Origin of the sequence: Flavobacterium algicola (genome assembly GCF_022399565.1) — a bacterium.
Lineage (GTDB): Bacteria > Bacteroidota > Bacteroidia > Flavobacteriales > Flavobacteriaceae > Flavobacterium > Flavobacterium algicola.
Genome location: NZ_JAJTUT010000001.1, coordinates 1 through 16,703, shown reverse-complemented (window position 1 = coordinate 16,703; position 16,703 = coordinate 1). Strand labels below are relative to the sequence as shown.

The following is a 16,703-nucleotide window of genomic DNA, read 5'->3' as shown; positions in this document are numbered from 1 at the left end:
TATTAACGAAAACGAATTCTCTACTACTTTGTAAATATTTAGTTTAATTTGCGACTTTCGATATTGATATTATCTTCATTTTCGAAAAACTAAAATTATACTTTCGAATAAATTATGTCTGATATTGAGTGTATTATCAATTAAATCATACTTTTTTTAAAAACCACTAGCAGCATTATCTCTCCTTTTATCTGCACCTGCTTCGAGTTTTTTATTGGGTAAAACTAAAATAGCATTTACTTGCCCAATAATTTCTTTACTTTTCTCATTGACTTTGTAACCTTTGTGGCTAATTGTGTCTAATGTTTTCTTATCAAATGAATTTGGCTCAAAGTTAATTTCGTCTGGTAACCATTGGTGGTGAAAACGCGGTGCATCCACAGCTTCTTGCATACTCATATTAAATTCATATACATTTAAAATTGTTTGCAAAACAGATGTGATAATTGTAGAACCTCCAGGTGTACCCACTACCATAAATAGTTTATTGTCTTTATCTACTATTGTTGGCGTCATAGAACTCAGCATTCTCTTTTGAGGATCAATACTATTTGCTTCTGTTCCTGTAAGTCCATATAAATTTGGCACTCCAGGTTTCGCACTAAAATCATCCATCTGATTGTTTAGAAAAAAGCCCAATTCATCACAATATATTTTAGAGCCATAATTATCATTTAATGTTGTCGTAACCGAAACGGCATTACCTTGAGGGTCAACTATTGAGTAGTGTGTGGTCTCTGTGCTTTCGTAACCAGCTATTTTTCCTTTAGAAATATCAGAAGATTTAGAAGCTCTCTCAAATGTAAAATCACTCATTCTATTCTTAATATAAAGGGAGTCCATCAATTCTTTTACAGGAATTTTTACAAAATCGGGATCACCAAGATAAGAATTTCTATCGGCATAAGCTCTTCTTTCGGCTTCTGTAATCAGTTGAATAGTTTCGACACTATTATGTCCCATTTCTGCCAGATCATAAGGTTCTATCATTTTCATAATTTGAGATAGGCATATTCCTCCACTACTTGGCGGTGACATAGATGTGATTTTTAAATTTTTATAATTAAAAGTAATTGGTGAGCGCCATTTTGCTTCGTAACTATTTAGATCTTTGATTGTCATAAGACCCCCTTTGGCACTTAGAAAAGCGATTAACTTTTCTGCCGTTTGACCTTTGTAAAATTCATCTCGACCATTATCTGCTATTCTTTGAAAAGTGTTGGCTAATGCTACATGTTTGATGGTGTCACCAACTTTATAGTCCTGCGAAAACAAACTATTTTGACCATTTACTTTTATAAATGTAGCCCTGTATGCTGCTAAACTTTCTGCCTGATTTTGCGATATAACAATTCCTCTTCTTGCAAGTGCAATTACCGGAGCCATAATTTGCTTAAGAGGCAAGGTTCCATATTTATTGTGTACGGCAAATAAACCCGCTAGGGTACCAGGTACTCCAGATGCAAATGCAGATGCAGTACTCTTACCTTTGATAACATTTCCGTCATGATCTAGAAACATATCTCTCGTGGCTGCCAATGGAGCTTTTTCGCGGTAATCTAAAGCACCTGTCTCTCCATTTGCCTTTCTATAAACCATAAAACCACCTCCGCCAATATTTCCTGCCTGAGGATAGGAGACAGCCAAAGCTAATTCTGTTGCAACCATCGCGTCAAATGCATTACCACCCTGCTTGAGTATTGATGCACCGATTTCTGATGCTTCTTCTCGAGCCGAGACTACCATAGCATGATCATGAACAGCTCCTGTTGGTATAACAATATCTTTTGTGAGTTTACAGCTTAAAATAGTTACTGAAAGTAGAAGTAGTATTTTTTTTACCATGTGAATTTGATGTAGTAGTTTTTAATCCATTTATTGTTGTAACGCTAATTGTTGGTTTACATGTACTCTTAATTCTTCAAAAAATAAAGTAAATTCCTCTTCAAATTCACTATAAAATTCCTCAAGTTCTTCTGTTGAAAAGCGCATTTGAGATTTATTCTTTGTTCTAGAATCCATCTGTCTCAATATTTCTTTAATACCATCTATTGTCTGGTAACTAAGTAACCAGTTTTGTTTTATCATATAAGGCATTAGATTCAAAGTTCTTTCAGATAAAACTTCTCTGTTTTGTTCTAATGATTTATAGAAATTATCGATGAACTCTGCTAAATTCTCATCACTATATTTCTCCCAATTTTTTGCTAGAAAGTGGTCGTACAAAACATCGACGATAACTCCAGCATAATGATGGTAACGCTCGTGAAGTTTTTTAGTGCTTTTTCGAAAAATAATATTCGCATCTGTAAAAGTATCAATTGCTCTGTGTAATATGATACCTTTTTGAATGTCGCTAGGATAGCTTTCAAATTGTTTTCCTCTAATGCCATCAGCCATAAAGTTTCCAATTTTGATAAAGTCGTTGTTTCCGGAGAGGTAGATGTGTGCTAAAAAATTCATTCGACTAATTTAGGAATTCTAAATCACTTATTTTAATGCTTCAATTATTATATTTGTACAAAAAATAAGAAATAATCAATATTTTAAAAATATAGGAATGACATTAATAAAATCGATTTCAGGAATTCGTGGTACTATTGGAGGAAATGTAGGAGATAATTTAACGCCTGTAGATGCTGTGAAATTTGCATCTGCTTATGGTACGTGGTTAAAGAACTATTCTGGTAAAGACAAATTAACTGTAGTAGTTGGTCGTGACGCGCGTATTTCTGGACCAATGATTCATAATTTGGTGGTAAATACTTTGATAGGATTAGGAATCGATGTTGTTGATTTGGGATTGTCTACAACGCCTACTGTAGAAATTGCTGTACCGCTTGAAAAGGCAGATGGTGGAATCATTCTTACGGCTTCACATAATCCAAAGCAGTGGAATGCTTTGAAATTATTAAATGAAAAAGGGGAGTTTTTAAACGGAATTGAAGGAGAAAAAATTCTTCAGATTGCAGAGGATGAGGCTTTTGATTTTTCAGATGTGGATAATTTAGGAACTATTACCAATAATGACGCATATATGGATATTCATATCGATGAAGTGCTGAATTTATCACTTGTTGATGTTGATGTAGTCAAAGCAGCAAAATTTAAAGTAGTTGTCGATGGAGTAAATTCATCAGGTGGAATTATAGTCCCAAAACTGCTAGATTTAATGGGGGTTGAAGTTGTTAAACTATATTGTGATCCTACAGGTGAATTTCCTCATAATCCAGAACCTTTAAAAGAACATTTGGGTGATATCTGCGATTTGGTCGTGAAAGAAAAAGCAGATCTTGGTATTGTCGTTGATCCAGATGTAGATCGTTTGGCTTTTATCTCTGAAGATGGAGAAATGTTTGGAGAAGAATATACATTGGTAGCTTGCGCTGATTATGTTTTAAGTAAAACACCAGGAAATACGGTATCTAATATGTCTTCTTCGCGTGCGCTAAGAGATGTAACAAATCTACACAACGGAAACTATGAAGCAAGTGCAGTAGGAGAGGTAAATGTGGTTGACCTAATGAAAAAAAATAATGCCATTATTGGTGGTGAAGGAAACGGTGGTATTATCTATCCAGAATCTCACTATGGTAGAGATAGTATGGTAGGTATAGCTTTATTCTTAACTCATTTGGCAAATAAGAAAATGACTGTTTCTGCATTGCGTGCTTCGTATCCAGAATATTACATGAGTAAGAACAAGATTGAATTAACACCTCAAATTGATGTTGATGCTATATTAGTAGCTATGACAGCCAAGTATAAAGACGAAGAGATTACTACAATAGATGGTGTGAAAATTGATTTTGCAGAAGAATGGGTGCATTTAAGAAAATCAAATACAGAACCAATCATACGTATTTATACTGAAGCATCTTCGCAAGCAAAGGCAGATACATTAGCTTTGAGAATTATTGACGAAATAAAATTGGTTGCCGGAATTTAATTTCTTTAACAGTACAAAAAAGCCCTTTCAAATAATTTTTTTTGAAAGGGCTTTTTTTATTTTTCATCAATTTAATCAACGACTGGTCTTATATGCTTCCAACGTTTGTGTGTCCAAAAATATAATTCTGGTGCTTCGATTATTTGTTTTTCTACCTCAAGTAAAAAATCATTGGTAATTTGATACTCTTCTGTTTCTCTAGGGGATTTTGCAATGGGGATAAAAGTAGCTTCGTAATAGCCTCTTTTAACTTTTCTTACTCTGATAAATTCTACTCCTAAATTGTATTTTTTAGCAATCGACTCAGCACCTGTGTGTACGGGAACAGTAACTCCCATAAAAGGATTCCAGTGAAATGTTTTACTTAATTGCGGACGCTGATCACTTGCTAATCCGTATACGCAGGCGATATTTTCTTTTTGATTTTTGATGATGTAAGGAATTGTTTCTCTTGTAACGACCAATTCTGTTCCATATTTTGATCTTATATTTCGAACCAGACGATCAAAGTATTTATTATTTACTTGCTTGTAGACACCAATACCTTTAAGAGAAGTTTGATCATTTATTGTTAACAGCCATTCCCAACTCGCATAATGAGAGGCTAGTAGCACCATACTCTTATTCTCCTTTTCATATTCTCTAAAGATCTCAATATTAGTAACAACAAATCTTTTTCTCATCTCTTTTGGAGACATAGTCATAGTTTTTACCATCTCAAGAAACATATCACACAAATGGCGATACGATTTCTTTTCTATCGAAAGGCGTTCTTCTGTTGACAGATGCGGAAGTGTTAAAGCTAAATTATCTCTTACCGTCTTTTTGCGGTAGCCAATGAGGTAATAAATGATTAGGTATACACAGTCTGACAGCAAATATAAAACTCGAAAGGGGAGAATAGAAATGAACCATAGAAAGGGATAGGCGATGATATAAACCAAAAATTGCATGCGGTATTTTTTTAAGCAAAGATACGCAAAAATGAATAGTTTATAAACTTTGTACGATTCGCTCCTCTGTTAAAGTTTTACTACATTTACAAATCACAAAAATACTTTTTATGAATACTTTTTTGATTGCGATAATTCTTGCAAATGTTTTGATGAGTTTTAAGGGTTTTAACGATCCTGTTTTTTTTGGTAAATACCAGTTTCATATGGGGCGATTTTTATCAGGTGAACAAATAAGAATTGTGTCTTCGGCTTTTTTACATGCAGATATTAGCCATTTGGCTTTTAACATGCTTACGTTATACTTTTTTGCTCCAGTAGTAATCGGTTATTTGGGTGCAATGTCATTTTTGATGGTTTATTTTGCTAGTTTAATAGTTGGGGGTTTGCTGACTGTTTATTTTCATAAGAACGATTACAACTATAGTGCAATAGGAGCATCTGGTGCAGTTACAGGTATTTTATATTCGGCAATATTGCTAAGACCCGATATGATGTTGGGGCTTTTCTTTATAGTTCCTATACCAGCTTATATTTTTGGAATTTTATATTTGTTGTATTCTATTTATGGTATGAGAGCCAAAAATGATAATATCGGTCATACAGCGCATTTTGGTGGAGCCATTGGAGGGTATTTAATCACTTTATTAATTAACCCAAATCTTCTGGTAGATCACTTACTTATGGTTGTATTGTTGACCATTCCCTTGGTGATACTTTTTGTTATGGCAAAAATGGGGAAATTATAATTGGCACAAATTTTGAAAACGTTCACTTGAATAATTAATAAATAATAATAGTATGAAAAAATCATTGATAGTTTTATCCGTATTGTTCCTTTCTGTATTAAATGCACAAGAGATAAAGCAAGTACCTCAAATAAGTGTCTCAGGAGAAGGCAAAGTAAAAGTAGCTCCAGATCAGGCCTTAATTATCGCGACAGTTGAAACAAAAGGAACTGAAGCTAAAGAAGTAAAAAAACAAAATGATATACAAGTTGAGGCTGTACTTAAATTAATAAAAAAAATGAATCTAAGTGCTGCTGATTTTAAAACGCAACGTGTAGCGCTAAATCCTCAGTACGATTATGCTAAGAAAAAACATAATTACAATGCGACTCAGACGATAGAAATAATTCTAAGAGATTTGTCAAAGTATGATGAGCTAATGGAAGGCTTGGTCGAAAAGGGAATTAACAGAATTGATAATGTTAGTTTTCAATCATCAAAAATGGCACAATATGAGTCAGAAGCGAGAAAATTGGCTATTCAGGAAGCCAAGTTAAAAGCGGAAGATTATGTTTCTGTTGTGGGACAAAAAGTAGGTCGTGCTATTACGATTACAGATAATTCTCAAGGGTATACACCACAACCTTTGTACATGCGAATTAAGACTGCAGCGATGAGTGATAGTGAATCTGCTCCACGAGAAACTTTGGCTGCTGGTGAAATCGAAATTACTGCTAATGTAAATGTTAGCTTTTTACTGAATTAAATCTTAGTTGGTCAAAGATTACAATAAATTATAAAACGACAATAAAAAAGTAGTGAATGTAGATTCACTACTTTTTTTTGTTCTAGAAATTCTACGTCTTAGTTAGCTAAAGAAGTGATTTTTTTTTCGAAAGTTAAAATTATAAAATACTATCATAAACGATCATCATTGTTATCTTTGTTTTAATTGATGCCATCTTTATCTAAAAAATTTAAGATATACAATGCAATTTCACTTGTTTTCTCTTCTGCAGCAAAGTGTCCCGCTTCAAGTAAATGTAGTTCTGCGTTTGGTAAATCTCTTAAATAAGCTTGAGCTCCTTTGTAATTAAACTTTAAATCTTTTTTACCCCAAACAATCAACGTTTTTGGTTGATTTATGTTCAGCATCTCTTGCCATTGTGGGTAGTTATTTAAATTGGTGTTGTAATCTTGAAAGAGCTGTACTTGAATTTCCCTATCTTTTTTAGTCGAAAGAAAAGCCAAATCATGAATCCAAGCATCTGGACTTTGTATATTGATACTATCTAAGTCGGCTAAATATTGCTTTCTTATTATCGCATTTTCACTAGTTAAGCTATAAAGAAAGTCATGTTTTATTTGTGTTGTATCTGTTTGTGCTGTTTTAAAAAATTCAACGCGATTTGGTGTAAGACCATCCAAATAGGCATTGGCATTTTGTACAATTAGGGCGCTTACACGCTTAGGGTTCTTCGCCATCATGCGGTATCCTACGGGAGCGCCAAAATCTTGCATGTACATAATGTATGAACCAATTTGTAAGGTGCTGAGTAACTTTTCATTATAATCGGCTAATAAATCAAAAGTGTATTTTGTAACCTCGGGATCTAAATGACTGCTGTAACCCGAGCCCACATTGTCGGGCGCTATCACATGATAATGTGTGGCCAACATCGGAATCAAATTGCGATACGAATGAGAAGAGGAAGGATAACCATGTAACAATACAATAGTCGGTTTGGTTTTATCACCAGCTTCTCTATAAAATAATTTTAGACTATCTACTGTTGCGTAGTTATAAGTAGTAGGTGGCGGTAAAAAATAGGATTTTTTACCTTCAATATTATCTGAGAGCTTAACACCATTACAAGCCACTAAAGACAATAATAAAGAGAGGCTGAGAAATATTTTTATTTTAGATTTTACAGTGTTTTTTTTGTTCAAAATAAGAGTGTTGATTAAAATAGATAAGAGATTTGTTTTCGAATAAAAAAAGCCATAACCGACTGTACTCTGGTTATGGCTAATTATAATAGTTTTAATTTCTACCGGCAAGCACTCCGCCATCGGTATCCCAAACAGCACCGGTTACCCATGAAGCTTTATCAGATAGTAAAAACAAAATACTATTAGCGATATCCTCAGGTACTCCAAAACGTCCAATAGGATGAAAGTCGTTAAATCCAACCAAGGCTTTGTCTGCTTCTTCTTTTCCTCCAAAAACGCCATGATAAACAGGCGTATTGACTAGGGCAGGAGATACCGCATTTACACGAATGTTATCTGCCGCCAACTCCATAGCCAAATGTTGTGTTAACGAATGTAATCCTGCTTTCTGCATCGAATAAGCTGATGAAGGTGTTGCTTTGATTGCTTGTTTGGCCCACATTGAACCAACATTTACAATAGACCCACCTTGAGTTTCTTTCATTTTCTTAGCAACACTTTGCGTAATAAAAAAGAAACCTCTGTTTAAATCCATATACGAATTATAATCTTCCATTGTATGATCTAAAAATGGTTTAGGTCCAAAAATTCCAGAAGCATTTACTAAATAATCCAAATTTTCTAAGGCTTCAATTTTAGCTATTAAAGCACTAACATCAGTAGTGTCTGAAATGTTTGCAGTGTGCTTGATTAGGTTGGGTGCATCGACTATTTTAGCTGTATTGCGACCTACAACATGCACTGTCGCGCCTCCTTGTAATAATGCCATTGCAGTAGCTTGTCCAATTCCGCTTGTTCCACCAATTACCAAAGCTACTTTGTTTTCAAATTCTTTCATTGTATTTATATTTAATTATTAATTTAAGACAGACAAGTCTGTCTATTTATTGCTAAATTTTTTTAACTGATTATTTTTTCACACAAGTTTTTAGACTCAACAATAGGCCAGTCCTGTTGATGCAAGTGGCTTTCGCCTACAGCACTTTCATAAAGCAAATAAATTTGTCTGGCTAGAGATTTTACTTGTTCATTTTTGACACTTTCTAGGTTATTACTAATTAATTCTTCAATAACTGTAATAAAATCATTTTTCTGCGATTGAATTTCATTTCTGATAAGTTCGTTCTCTTTCGGAATTTCAGATACCGTTTTGATACACCAGCACCCGTTAAAATCTTTGTCTTGATAAAACAATTGTAAGAAATCGAAGATAGCTAGCAATTGTTCTTTCCCTTTTGGTTTTGAGGTAGTAAAACGTTTAAAGTCTTGTAAAAAACTAATGTTCTTAAATTGAAGATACGAAAGACATATTTCTTCTTTCGATTTAAAATGACTGTATAATGTCGCTTTGGCAATTCCTGCTTCTGCAATAATCTGATTGATACCCGTAGAGTTATAGCCATTTTTATAAAATAAAAAGGAGGCTGTTTCTATAATTCTTTCTCTTACGTCATTATGTTTCATAGTGCAAATATATGAAAATTATTTAAAAACAGACAAGTCTGTCTGTTTTTTTTGTATTTATATATTTTATAATTAATTTACTCAAAAATAGTTAGCAAACTATGTAGATTGAGTATTAAGTTAGCTCATTAAAAGTGTTGTGTATTTTTGAAACTATCAAATAACTGCATTCTAATCAAGATATATTTATAATCACCGGATGTAATTTATAATGGTTTCACAGGATTAGCTAATTTATTGGCAATGATACTAATTATAAAAATTTGAAAACCATGAAAAATCATTATCGGTAATAAAACGATTCCCATAGTGGCTGCATTTTGGAATAAAATTTTAGAGAATATAGTTCCGTGAACTAGTGATTTTTTGGTTCCACAAAATTGTGCAGTTATTCTATCTTCTCGATTAAAACCAAGTTTAGTACTTATAATCCCAGTAACGAAATAAACAAGGTAAAACAAAATTATAACACATATAATTATCACTACAAGATTGGAAGCTTCTAATGAGTTAAATACATTTTCATCAAAGGATGTGGCGAAGCTTTTATAAATGATTAGTAAGATAACCGATTTATCAAATGTCGATAGATAACTACCGTATTTACTAGCTAATTTGCCTAAGTAGCGGTGTAGAAAAAGTCCTAGTATGACCGGAAGTAGCACCTCCGTTAGCAACTTGATGTATATTGTACCTAGATCAAAATTTGAATTGGAGTTATTTAAAAACATTCCCATCCACAATGGTGTAACCGCAATTCCGATTAATCCCGAGATACTAGCGTTAAAAATTGCCGCAGGAATATTTCCTTTAGCAATAGATACCATTACTACAGAAGAAGAAACAGTAGAAGGTAATGACGCTAGGAAGAAAAAAGCCAACCAAATAGTTTTATTATGCTCTGTTTGTATAAATGGTAAAAAGAGTAGCACAATTAACGGAAATACTAAAAATGTAGAAACTTGCACCAACAGATGAAGCTTCCAGTTTTTTAATCCAGCTTTAATTTTTTCGGGACTTAGTTTTAACCCGTAAAAAAAGAATATTAGTGAGATTCCAAGACTTGCAATTAAATCCAAATTGAATGGGCTCGATTTGCTTCCGAAACTAGGAAATAAATAGGCTACGAGCACGATTGTAATTATTGCGATTATGAACTTATCAATTTTAAACTTCATTTTTCTATATTTTGTATGCTAAATAATATTTTTTGTGATTCACCTAGTTCTAAATTAATACAACTAAAAGGAAATATCAATCGGGAAATTTTGAATTATCAAAGAGGATGTCAAACTTATCACCGAGCTTTTTCTTAAGGCGTTGTTTTGATTTTTTTACGGCGTCTGGAGTAACACCAAGTAGTTCTGCAATCTCATTGTTATTGAAATCAAGTTTGTGGAGTAATAATATCCTCTTGTTAGAATCTGTAATTTCAGGATAATTTATATGTATGAATTGGTAGAATTCCGGATATTCTTTTTGAAATTCTTTTTTAAAATTTATCCACTTCTCATCCGTCATTAAATGCGATTGCAATAGTGTTTCTATATTTCCTTTGCTTCTTTCGAGATAATAGGACGGCGACTTCTGTCTGTTTACCATTTCGACATTTAACTTATTAATTTGAACATTTTTTTCCTTCAAATTAATAAGTTGGTCATTCAAAGTTTCGTATGTCTCATGTAATTTTTGCTCTGTTTGCAATTTTTGAGATGCAAAATCCTGAGCTCTTTTTTCATATGTTAAAAGTTTGGTTTTTTGCTTTTTTCGATATAGAAAAAAAACAATAATGGAAAATACTAAAATCAAGATAATAAGAAAAGCATATAAATTCTTCATTGTTGATGCCTCTTCAATTTTCTGGTCAGATTGTATTAAATTTTTCTGAAATTTGTTTTTCTGAATTACCCAATTCGCTTTAATAATGGCTATATCACCATCTTTGTTATTGACAGAATCTTCGAGATCTAACATTCTTCTTCTTAAAAGTAATTCATTTTCGGTTTTATTATAATGCTTTAATATGGCCAATTTTAGCTTTATAATATCGAGCTCAGATTTCTCAAAATAGCGTTTAGAATGTATTATGCCTTCTATAGTTTTAAGAACTATTTCAGCCTCTTGATAATTGTTGTCAGTAATAAATGACTTTGCTAATAAAATGGAAGCATATATAGTGTTTTGGTCACTTTTGTTTTTTTGAGAAATAGCTATGTCTTTCTGCAAAAGCGAAATAGCAGATTTATAATCTCCGTTCTCTTTTTTTATCAGTGCTAAGTTTCCCGTCGCTTTCGCAAATCGAATATCATCTTTAATTTTTTGAGCCATTAGGGCTGTTTCTTGAAAGTACTTTGCTGCTTTACTTAAATTTTCAGCATAGTAATAATTTAGGCCTATTGCGTCTAGAATTGCTGCATATTCTGAAGTGTTCTTGGTGGTATGTGCTTTGGCAAGTGTTAAATAATACAATGAGGTGTCATAATCGCCCAAAGTTTGTAAAATCCATCCAATTTTTTTAAAAGATTCGCCTGCTAAATATAATTCGTCTGCAGGAATTTTTTCAATTTGTCCAATTACTTGTAATAACATCGGTGCCATGTTAAGATAATCTCGGTAACAGTAAAGATAATTTACATAGTTAAGCTTCGTCCATATTTCCATAGACGGCTGTTTTAAGGAAACTGCAGTTTTTATTGACTGCTTATAATGAGTGTAACTTTTTGTATTTAATTCACTGTAAAAATCAGCATAACCATTAGCAAGCAAACCATCATATATAGCTGTATAATTTTTTGAAATAGATAAAGGCTTCAAATAATGTTTTAACGCCAAAGTATCAGATCCAAATGGATGTTCTTGACAAAGAATTTTTTCAATATTTTGGACAGTATTCTCTGAAGAAGAAATTTTTATGGTAAAGCTTTGTGATTTTAACGGTAAAACAAATAAGGCTAAAAACACAACAAACATTTTTCTCAAAAGCATTCTTATATTTTTGTAGGTTTTTAAAAGGGACATTCAAAAGTAAGTAAAAAACTCCTGCAACTTACATAAAAAGCTGATATCACTGACTAAAAGCTCATGACTGATAAAAATTATTGCTTATTTACCCGCGTTTTTTTATCGCAAAATAGTGAGCTGCTACCTTTAAATTTTAAACAATAAAGAACTTGATGTAACTTCTTTTATGATTTTATCAACATCTCAAACATGGGGATATTAAGATCTTTTTTCTTTTACAATATTTTACTATCAAGTATCGGCATTAGATTTTAGTAACAATATATAATAATCACGCTTGTAATTAAAGCTACTAAGTGTTGATTTATATGTGCTTATCTCTGGAGTTGTCCCTAATTTGTCCCCTCTCTAATTTTCGATTAAGAAAAATAGCAGAGTACTTTTATACTCTCATTATTATGCCCCAAGCAGTATAGAGATTAAAATACATATTACGTTCATTTTAGATTTAACTCTCTTTTTCCAAAACCTATGAAATTACACAACTCCTTTTGTCCGCAATTTATACTTTATCATTCCTATGCAGTATTTGCAACTAGAAATAACAAATTATTTGATATAAGTACTGTTAAATCATAAAAAAAGAACAGTTGCAGATTATTTACAAAATCTTTTCACGCCAAATTATCACTAAGCCGAAAAGGAGGCATTTGTGGATTCGTAATCCTATTTAAGTCTAAAAAAATTAGCAATCATTAATAATAATTATAAAACTTTAAAAATTATGACTTACAGAGACAATGATGTTTACTTTTCCTTATGTAAGGGATATTCATTAATTAGCGGTTCCTATACAATAGACAGTTTTTCTGTTACTGATGGACAAGACCCAGATAAACATATTCATAATGGGCTAAAAGTTGCTTTTGGCAGCGATGGTAAAATGTCCTTTAGCATAGGACGTAAAGGTTCTGAAAAAGTTGCGAAATGGTTTAATAATTCTATTTCCAGCTCAAAAAACACATTTAATCATCAGGCTGGAGAATTGAACTTTGCTTTTTTAGGCACTCTTAAATTGACACTTACAGGCGCCAAGCTCGCCGGAAGGACAAAATCAGTTACTTTTTCAAATATCTCAATTGCACAAGGGCACAGCGGTGCTAGTAATAATTGGTGGTTTGGTGGTAGAACCTGCAATCATTGTCAAAATAACACTGTGAAAGGGGAAGGTTTAAACTCGAACGGGGAGCTGGTTTATTTTAATTTTCTAAGAGGTGATAATGATGTGAATTCAATAGATATTACCTCACTAAAATTTGTGGATACGGCAAGATGGATGAGTAAATTAAATGATGCGACCCGACTGGATCAAATTATGATGCCAGGAAGTCATGATGCTGGTATGTCTGAATTGCATCATTGTCTGCCCGCCAAAGACGTAGTAGGTGGTCTTACGCAAACCCAAAGCGGTCCAATTAAGCAACAACTTGAAAACGGTTCAAGATACTTTGATATTCGTGTTGATTATGATTACGACGAGCTGGTTACCTATCATCGTGCAGATAAATTTAACTTAATTGGATTTGGAGCAAATGGACAAAATTTAGTGTCCATTCTTGATCAAACCAGAGATTTTTTGAAAGTGTACTCTAATGAAACTGTGATTTTGAAGTTTTCTCATATTAGAAGTTTATGTGGTCATGAACCTGCAAACACCAAACAAAAAATTGATAGACTGTTGGAGAAATATAAGGATTCCATTTATGAACGAGTCGACGAAAAAATTAATCAAGCTGACGTAAAACCGGATGAAATTAATCTAGCTAAAGCTCCTTTAGGAGTTCTAAGAGGTAAGATGATTTTAGTTTTCGACTATAAAGAACATATTAAAAGTTCAACCGGTAGGTTTAGGTATAATGATGGTGACTCTGCGTTACCTAATTTAACAGTATATGACAAATACAGCGATACTAGCAATTACAACGAAATGTGTAAAGACCAGTTGATTAAATGGAAAGAGAATGGTGGGTTGGGGAAAGGTTTTCTTTTTTTATTATCCTGGACACTTACAACTGGAAATCCTCTTTTGACAATTAGGGGATTGGCGACTGAAGCAAACAACAATCTCCCAAATGTATTACACAACGAAATTGTGACCAAAAAATCTAGCAAACCTAATATAGTTTACATTGATTACTTAGAAAGTGCTACAGCGCAAAGTATTATCATGTATAATTTTGACTAATACCTCATACCCTCATTTGTATAAATGAAAAGTAATGATTGCTACTTTTATATGAAAAAATAGGCGAACTACTAGTAAAGTCTGAGAGCTTGGTGCATATTAAATGTGCGTCTTTCAGATATTTTCACTTTTAAATCGTCTATTTTTCATATTTAAAATAGATGGAAGTTGATAATACAGCATGCATCTAGAAATGAAAATGGCTACACTTCACACAGCAACAAATAGCAAGAGTTGGGGCGAAATAAAAACTTAATAGTTGACTTTGCATTGTACAAGTTAGAAATAGAAAAAAGTCGACTTGAAGCTGTTTGTAAAAAGGTACATAACAGTAAGAATATTTATTTGAACACCTTGGCTCGTTATTAAATAGGTGTGTACAATTTTAATCTATTGATTATGTTGTGTATAAGTCTGTAAATGTCCCTAATTTGTCCCCCTTTTAATTCTCAATTAAGAAAAAATTCAAAGTAATTTTATAGTCTTATAGTTATATCCCCAAAACTTACAGAGTTTAAAAACACATATGATAGCTGTTTTTATATATACTCATTTTCTTTTCAAAGCCTATGAAATTACTTTACTCCTTTAGATTAAAATTTATAACCTATCTTTTTCTGATAGGTATGCCGGCGCTGTTATTTGCAAATAAGAAGTTGGTGACCAATACCATTATTTATGTACCTACCTCAAAAACAACAAATAGTAACGATCTCCCCCCAGATCCAGCTGCTTTTGTGATGATTTTCAGAACTACTAATCCAAATGAAAGTATAACAATTCCAACTAGTCCCGATTACGCTTATAATTACCAAATAGACTGGGACGATGATGGAGTTTATGAAGTCACGGGAGCAACTACAAGTAAAACACATATATTTCCTACAGTAGGAGATGCACTACTTTGTGCCGCTCCAGAAATAAATATAAAAGGCAATAATATTGCTATTGTTAGCGGTGATCTCATACCTCAAGGTATTGATCATACAGATTTTGGCGCTGTTGATGTTGCTACAGGTACCAATGTAAAAACTTTCACCATAGAAAACACAGGTGCTGGAGCTCTAAATTTAACAGGAACACCACTTGTAGCGATAAGCGGTGCCAACGCTGCCGATTTTACGGTAACCGCGTTACCTGCTTCGACAGTCGCAGCAACCACCGGAACAACTACTTTTCAAATCACCTTTAATCCTTCAGCAGATGAAATGCGTACGGCTACAGTAACTATCGCTAATAATGATACTGATGAAAACCCCTATACATTTGCGATACAAGGTTATGGTGGGCGCCCTTTTATAACCACTTGGAGAACCTTTGTCTATGGAACATCAAACGGAGTTTCGATAATCATCCCAACAACAGGAACAGGTTATAATTACGATATTGACTGGGAAAATGATGGTATTTATGATGAATTTGGAGTAACAGGCAACGCAACTCATGCTTACGGTAAGGCAGATACGTATCAAGTAGCGATTCGTGGTGATTTCCCAAGAATTTATTTTGCGAATCTAGATGATAGACGTAAAATATGGAGAGTTGACCAATGGGGGACTAATAAGTGGCTAAGTATGGAATGGGCTTTCGCGGGATGTGAATATTTGATTGGTACTGCCACTGATACTCCTGATTTAAGTTTGGTTACTAGTATGGCTGCCATGTTTTCTGGAGCGACCTCTTTCAATCAAGATATTAGTAACTGGGATGTTAGTAAGGTTACGAATATGGGCGTTATGTTTATAGGGGCAACAGCTTTCAATCAAGATATTGGTTCTTGGAATGTGGGGAATGTTACCAATATGAATTCTATGTTTTCATATGCAAGCGCTTTCAATCAAAATCTTGGTTCTTGGAATGTAGCGAATGTTACCAATATGGGTTCTATGTTTACTAGGGCAAGTTCTTTCAATCAAAGTTTAGCAGTTTGGGGAACTAAATTCAATACGAATGTAGATCTAGGTAATATGCTGGATTATTCAGGTTTAGACCTCGCTAATTATGATGCTACACTCACAGGGTTTAATGCGGGAACAGTGACAGGTAGAACGTTAGGTGCCGCAGGACTTAAATATTGTGCATCTAAATCAGATCGAGATAATCTAGTTAAAACAATAGCTAATGGAGGAAAAGGCTGGACAATTAAAGGAGATGCCTTAGGGGTTTGTACCGCTTCGGAAATAAATATTAAAGGAAATACTATCGATATTGTTAATGGCGACTCCATACCTCGAGGTCTTGATAATACAGATTTTGGTGCTGTTGCTGTTGCTACTGGTACCAATGTAAAAACTTTTACCATAGAAAACACAGGTAGTAGCATTCTAAATTTAACAGGAACGCCACTTGTAGTGATAAGCGGTGCCAACGCTGCCGATTTTACAGTAACAACACTACCCACTTCGCCAGTAGCCGCAACCACAGGGACAACCACTTTTCAAATCACCTTT

13 protein-coding genes are annotated in these 16,703 nt (G+C 33.4%); 5 read left to right on the top strand and 8 right to left on the bottom strand.

Annotated features, from left to right (window positions below):
- Window positions 1-156: 156 nt before the first annotated feature.
- Complete coding sequence (ggt, locus tag LXH21_RS00065) at window positions 157-1,845, bottom strand: gamma-glutamyltransferase (RefSeq protein WP_239861765.1); 1,689 nt, start codon at window positions 1,843-1,845, stop codon at window positions 157-159.
- Between the two features lie 30 nt (window positions 1,846-1,875).
- Complete coding sequence (locus tag LXH21_RS00060) at window positions 1,876-2,463, bottom strand: acyl carrier protein phosphodiesterase (RefSeq protein WP_239861764.1); 588 nt, start codon at window positions 2,461-2,463, stop codon at window positions 1,876-1,878.
- 97 nt (window positions 2,464-2,560) lie between these two features.
- On the opposite strand from LXH21_RS00060, the gene glmM reads away from it, so the two are divergent.
- Window positions 2,561-3,949, top strand: coding sequence for a phosphoglucosamine mutase (glmM, locus tag LXH21_RS00055; protein WP_239861763.1), 1,389 nt, complete (start codon window positions 2,561-2,563; stop codon window positions 3,947-3,949).
- Window positions 3,950-4,020: 71 nt separating this feature from the next.
- Here glmM and LXH21_RS00050 read toward each other — a convergent pair whose 3' ends face one another.
- A complete protein-coding gene (locus LXH21_RS00050; RefSeq protein WP_239861762.1) occupies window positions 4,021-4,902 on the bottom strand; it encodes a lysophospholipid acyltransferase family protein in 882 nt (293 codons plus the stop codon).
- A gap of 110 nt (window positions 4,903-5,012) precedes the next feature.
- Between LXH21_RS00050 and LXH21_RS00045 the strand changes: the two genes are divergently transcribed.
- Window positions 5,013-5,651: a rhomboid family intramembrane serine protease gene (locus LXH21_RS00045; protein ID WP_239861761.1), complete on the top strand. Its 639-nt coding sequence runs from the start codon at window positions 5,013-5,015 to the stop codon at window positions 5,649-5,651.
- 52 nt (window positions 5,652-5,703) lie between these two features.
- Window positions 5,704-6,396, top strand: coding sequence for an SIMPL domain-containing protein (locus LXH21_RS00040; RefSeq protein ID WP_239861760.1), 693 nt, complete (start codon window positions 5,704-5,706; stop codon window positions 6,394-6,396).
- Window positions 6,397-6,578: 182 nt separating this feature from the next.
- Here the strand turns inward: LXH21_RS00040 and LXH21_RS00035 are convergent, their stop codons facing one another.
- The 5 genes from LXH21_RS00035 to LXH21_RS00015 all read right to left on the bottom strand — a co-directional run bounded on the left by LXH21_RS00035 (window position 6,579) and on the right by LXH21_RS00015 (window position 12,032).
- Complete coding sequence (locus LXH21_RS00035; protein WP_239861759.1) at window positions 6,579-7,580, bottom strand: alpha/beta fold hydrolase; 1,002 nt, start codon at window positions 7,578-7,580, stop codon at window positions 6,579-6,581.
- Window positions 7,581-7,674: 94 nt separating this feature from the next.
- Window positions 7,675-8,421, bottom strand: coding sequence for an SDR family NAD(P)-dependent oxidoreductase (locus tag LXH21_RS00030; RefSeq protein WP_239861758.1), 747 nt, complete (start codon window positions 8,419-8,421; stop codon window positions 7,675-7,677).
- A 62-nt stretch (window positions 8,422-8,483) separates the two neighbouring features.
- Window positions 8,484-9,047, bottom strand: a complete 564-nt coding sequence (locus LXH21_RS00025; RefSeq protein WP_239861757.1) for a TetR/AcrR family transcriptional regulator — start codon at window positions 9,045-9,047, stop codon at window positions 8,484-8,486.
- A gap of 206 nt (window positions 9,048-9,253) precedes the next feature.
- Window positions 9,254-10,225 carry a bile acid:sodium symporter family protein gene (locus LXH21_RS00020; RefSeq protein ID WP_239861756.1) on the bottom strand — a complete coding sequence of 324 codons (972 nt, stop codon included), beginning with the start codon at window positions 10,223-10,225 and terminating at the stop codon, window positions 9,254-9,256.
- A gap of 76 nt (window positions 10,226-10,301) precedes the next feature.
- Window positions 10,302-12,032: a tetratricopeptide repeat protein gene (locus LXH21_RS00015; RefSeq protein WP_239861755.1), complete on the bottom strand. Its 1,731-nt coding sequence runs from the start codon at window positions 12,030-12,032 to the stop codon at window positions 10,302-10,304.
- Window positions 12,033-12,792: 760 nt separating this feature from the next.
- On the opposite strand from LXH21_RS00015, the gene LXH21_RS00010 reads away from it, so the two are divergent.
- Window positions 12,793-14,253 (top strand): PI-PLC domain-containing protein, encoded by a 1,461-nt coding sequence (locus LXH21_RS00010; RefSeq protein WP_239861754.1) that lies wholly within the window; start codon window positions 12,793-12,795, stop codon window positions 14,251-14,253.
- A 569-nt stretch (window positions 14,254-14,822) separates the two neighbouring features.
- The coding region (locus LXH21_RS00005) for a BspA family leucine-rich repeat surface protein (protein WP_239861753.1) at window positions 14,823-16,703 on the top strand (1,881 nt) is incomplete at its 3' end.

Coding starts and splice junctions, on each gene's coding strand:
- ggt (WP_239861765.1), bottom strand. CDS start 1,845: ATGGTAAAAAAAATACTACTTCTACTTTCAGTAACTATTTTAAGCTGT.
- LXH21_RS00060 (WP_239861764.1), bottom strand. CDS start 2,463: ATGAATTTTTTAGCACACATCTACCTCTCCGGAAACAACGACTTTATC.
- glmM (WP_239861763.1), top strand. CDS start 2,561: ATGACATTAATAAAATCGATTTCAGGAATTCGTGGTACTATTGGAGGA.
- LXH21_RS00050 (WP_239861762.1), bottom strand. CDS start 4,902: ATGCAATTTTTGGTTTATATCATCGCCTATCCCTTTCTATGGTTCATT.
- LXH21_RS00045 (WP_239861761.1), top strand. CDS start 5,013: ATGAATACTTTTTTGATTGCGATAATTCTTGCAAATGTTTTGATGAGT.
- LXH21_RS00040 (WP_239861760.1), top strand. CDS start 5,704: ATGAAAAAATCATTGATAGTTTTATCCGTATTGTTCCTTTCTGTATTA.
- LXH21_RS00030 (WP_239861758.1), bottom strand. CDS start 8,421: ATGAAAGAATTTGAAAACAAAGTAGCTTTGGTAATTGGTGGAACAAGC.
- LXH21_RS00025 (WP_239861757.1), bottom strand. CDS start 9,047: ATGAAACATAATGACGTAAGAGAAAGAATTATAGAAACAGCCTCCTTT.
- LXH21_RS00020 (WP_239861756.1), bottom strand. CDS start 10,225: ATGAAGTTTAAAATTGATAAGTTCATAATCGCAATAATTACAATCGTG.
- LXH21_RS00015 (WP_239861755.1), bottom strand. CDS start 12,032: ATGCTTTTGAGAAAAATGTTTGTTGTGTTTTTAGCCTTATTTGTTTTA.
- LXH21_RS00010 (WP_239861754.1), top strand. CDS start 12,793: ATGACTTACAGAGACAATGATGTTTACTTTTCCTTATGTAAGGGATAT.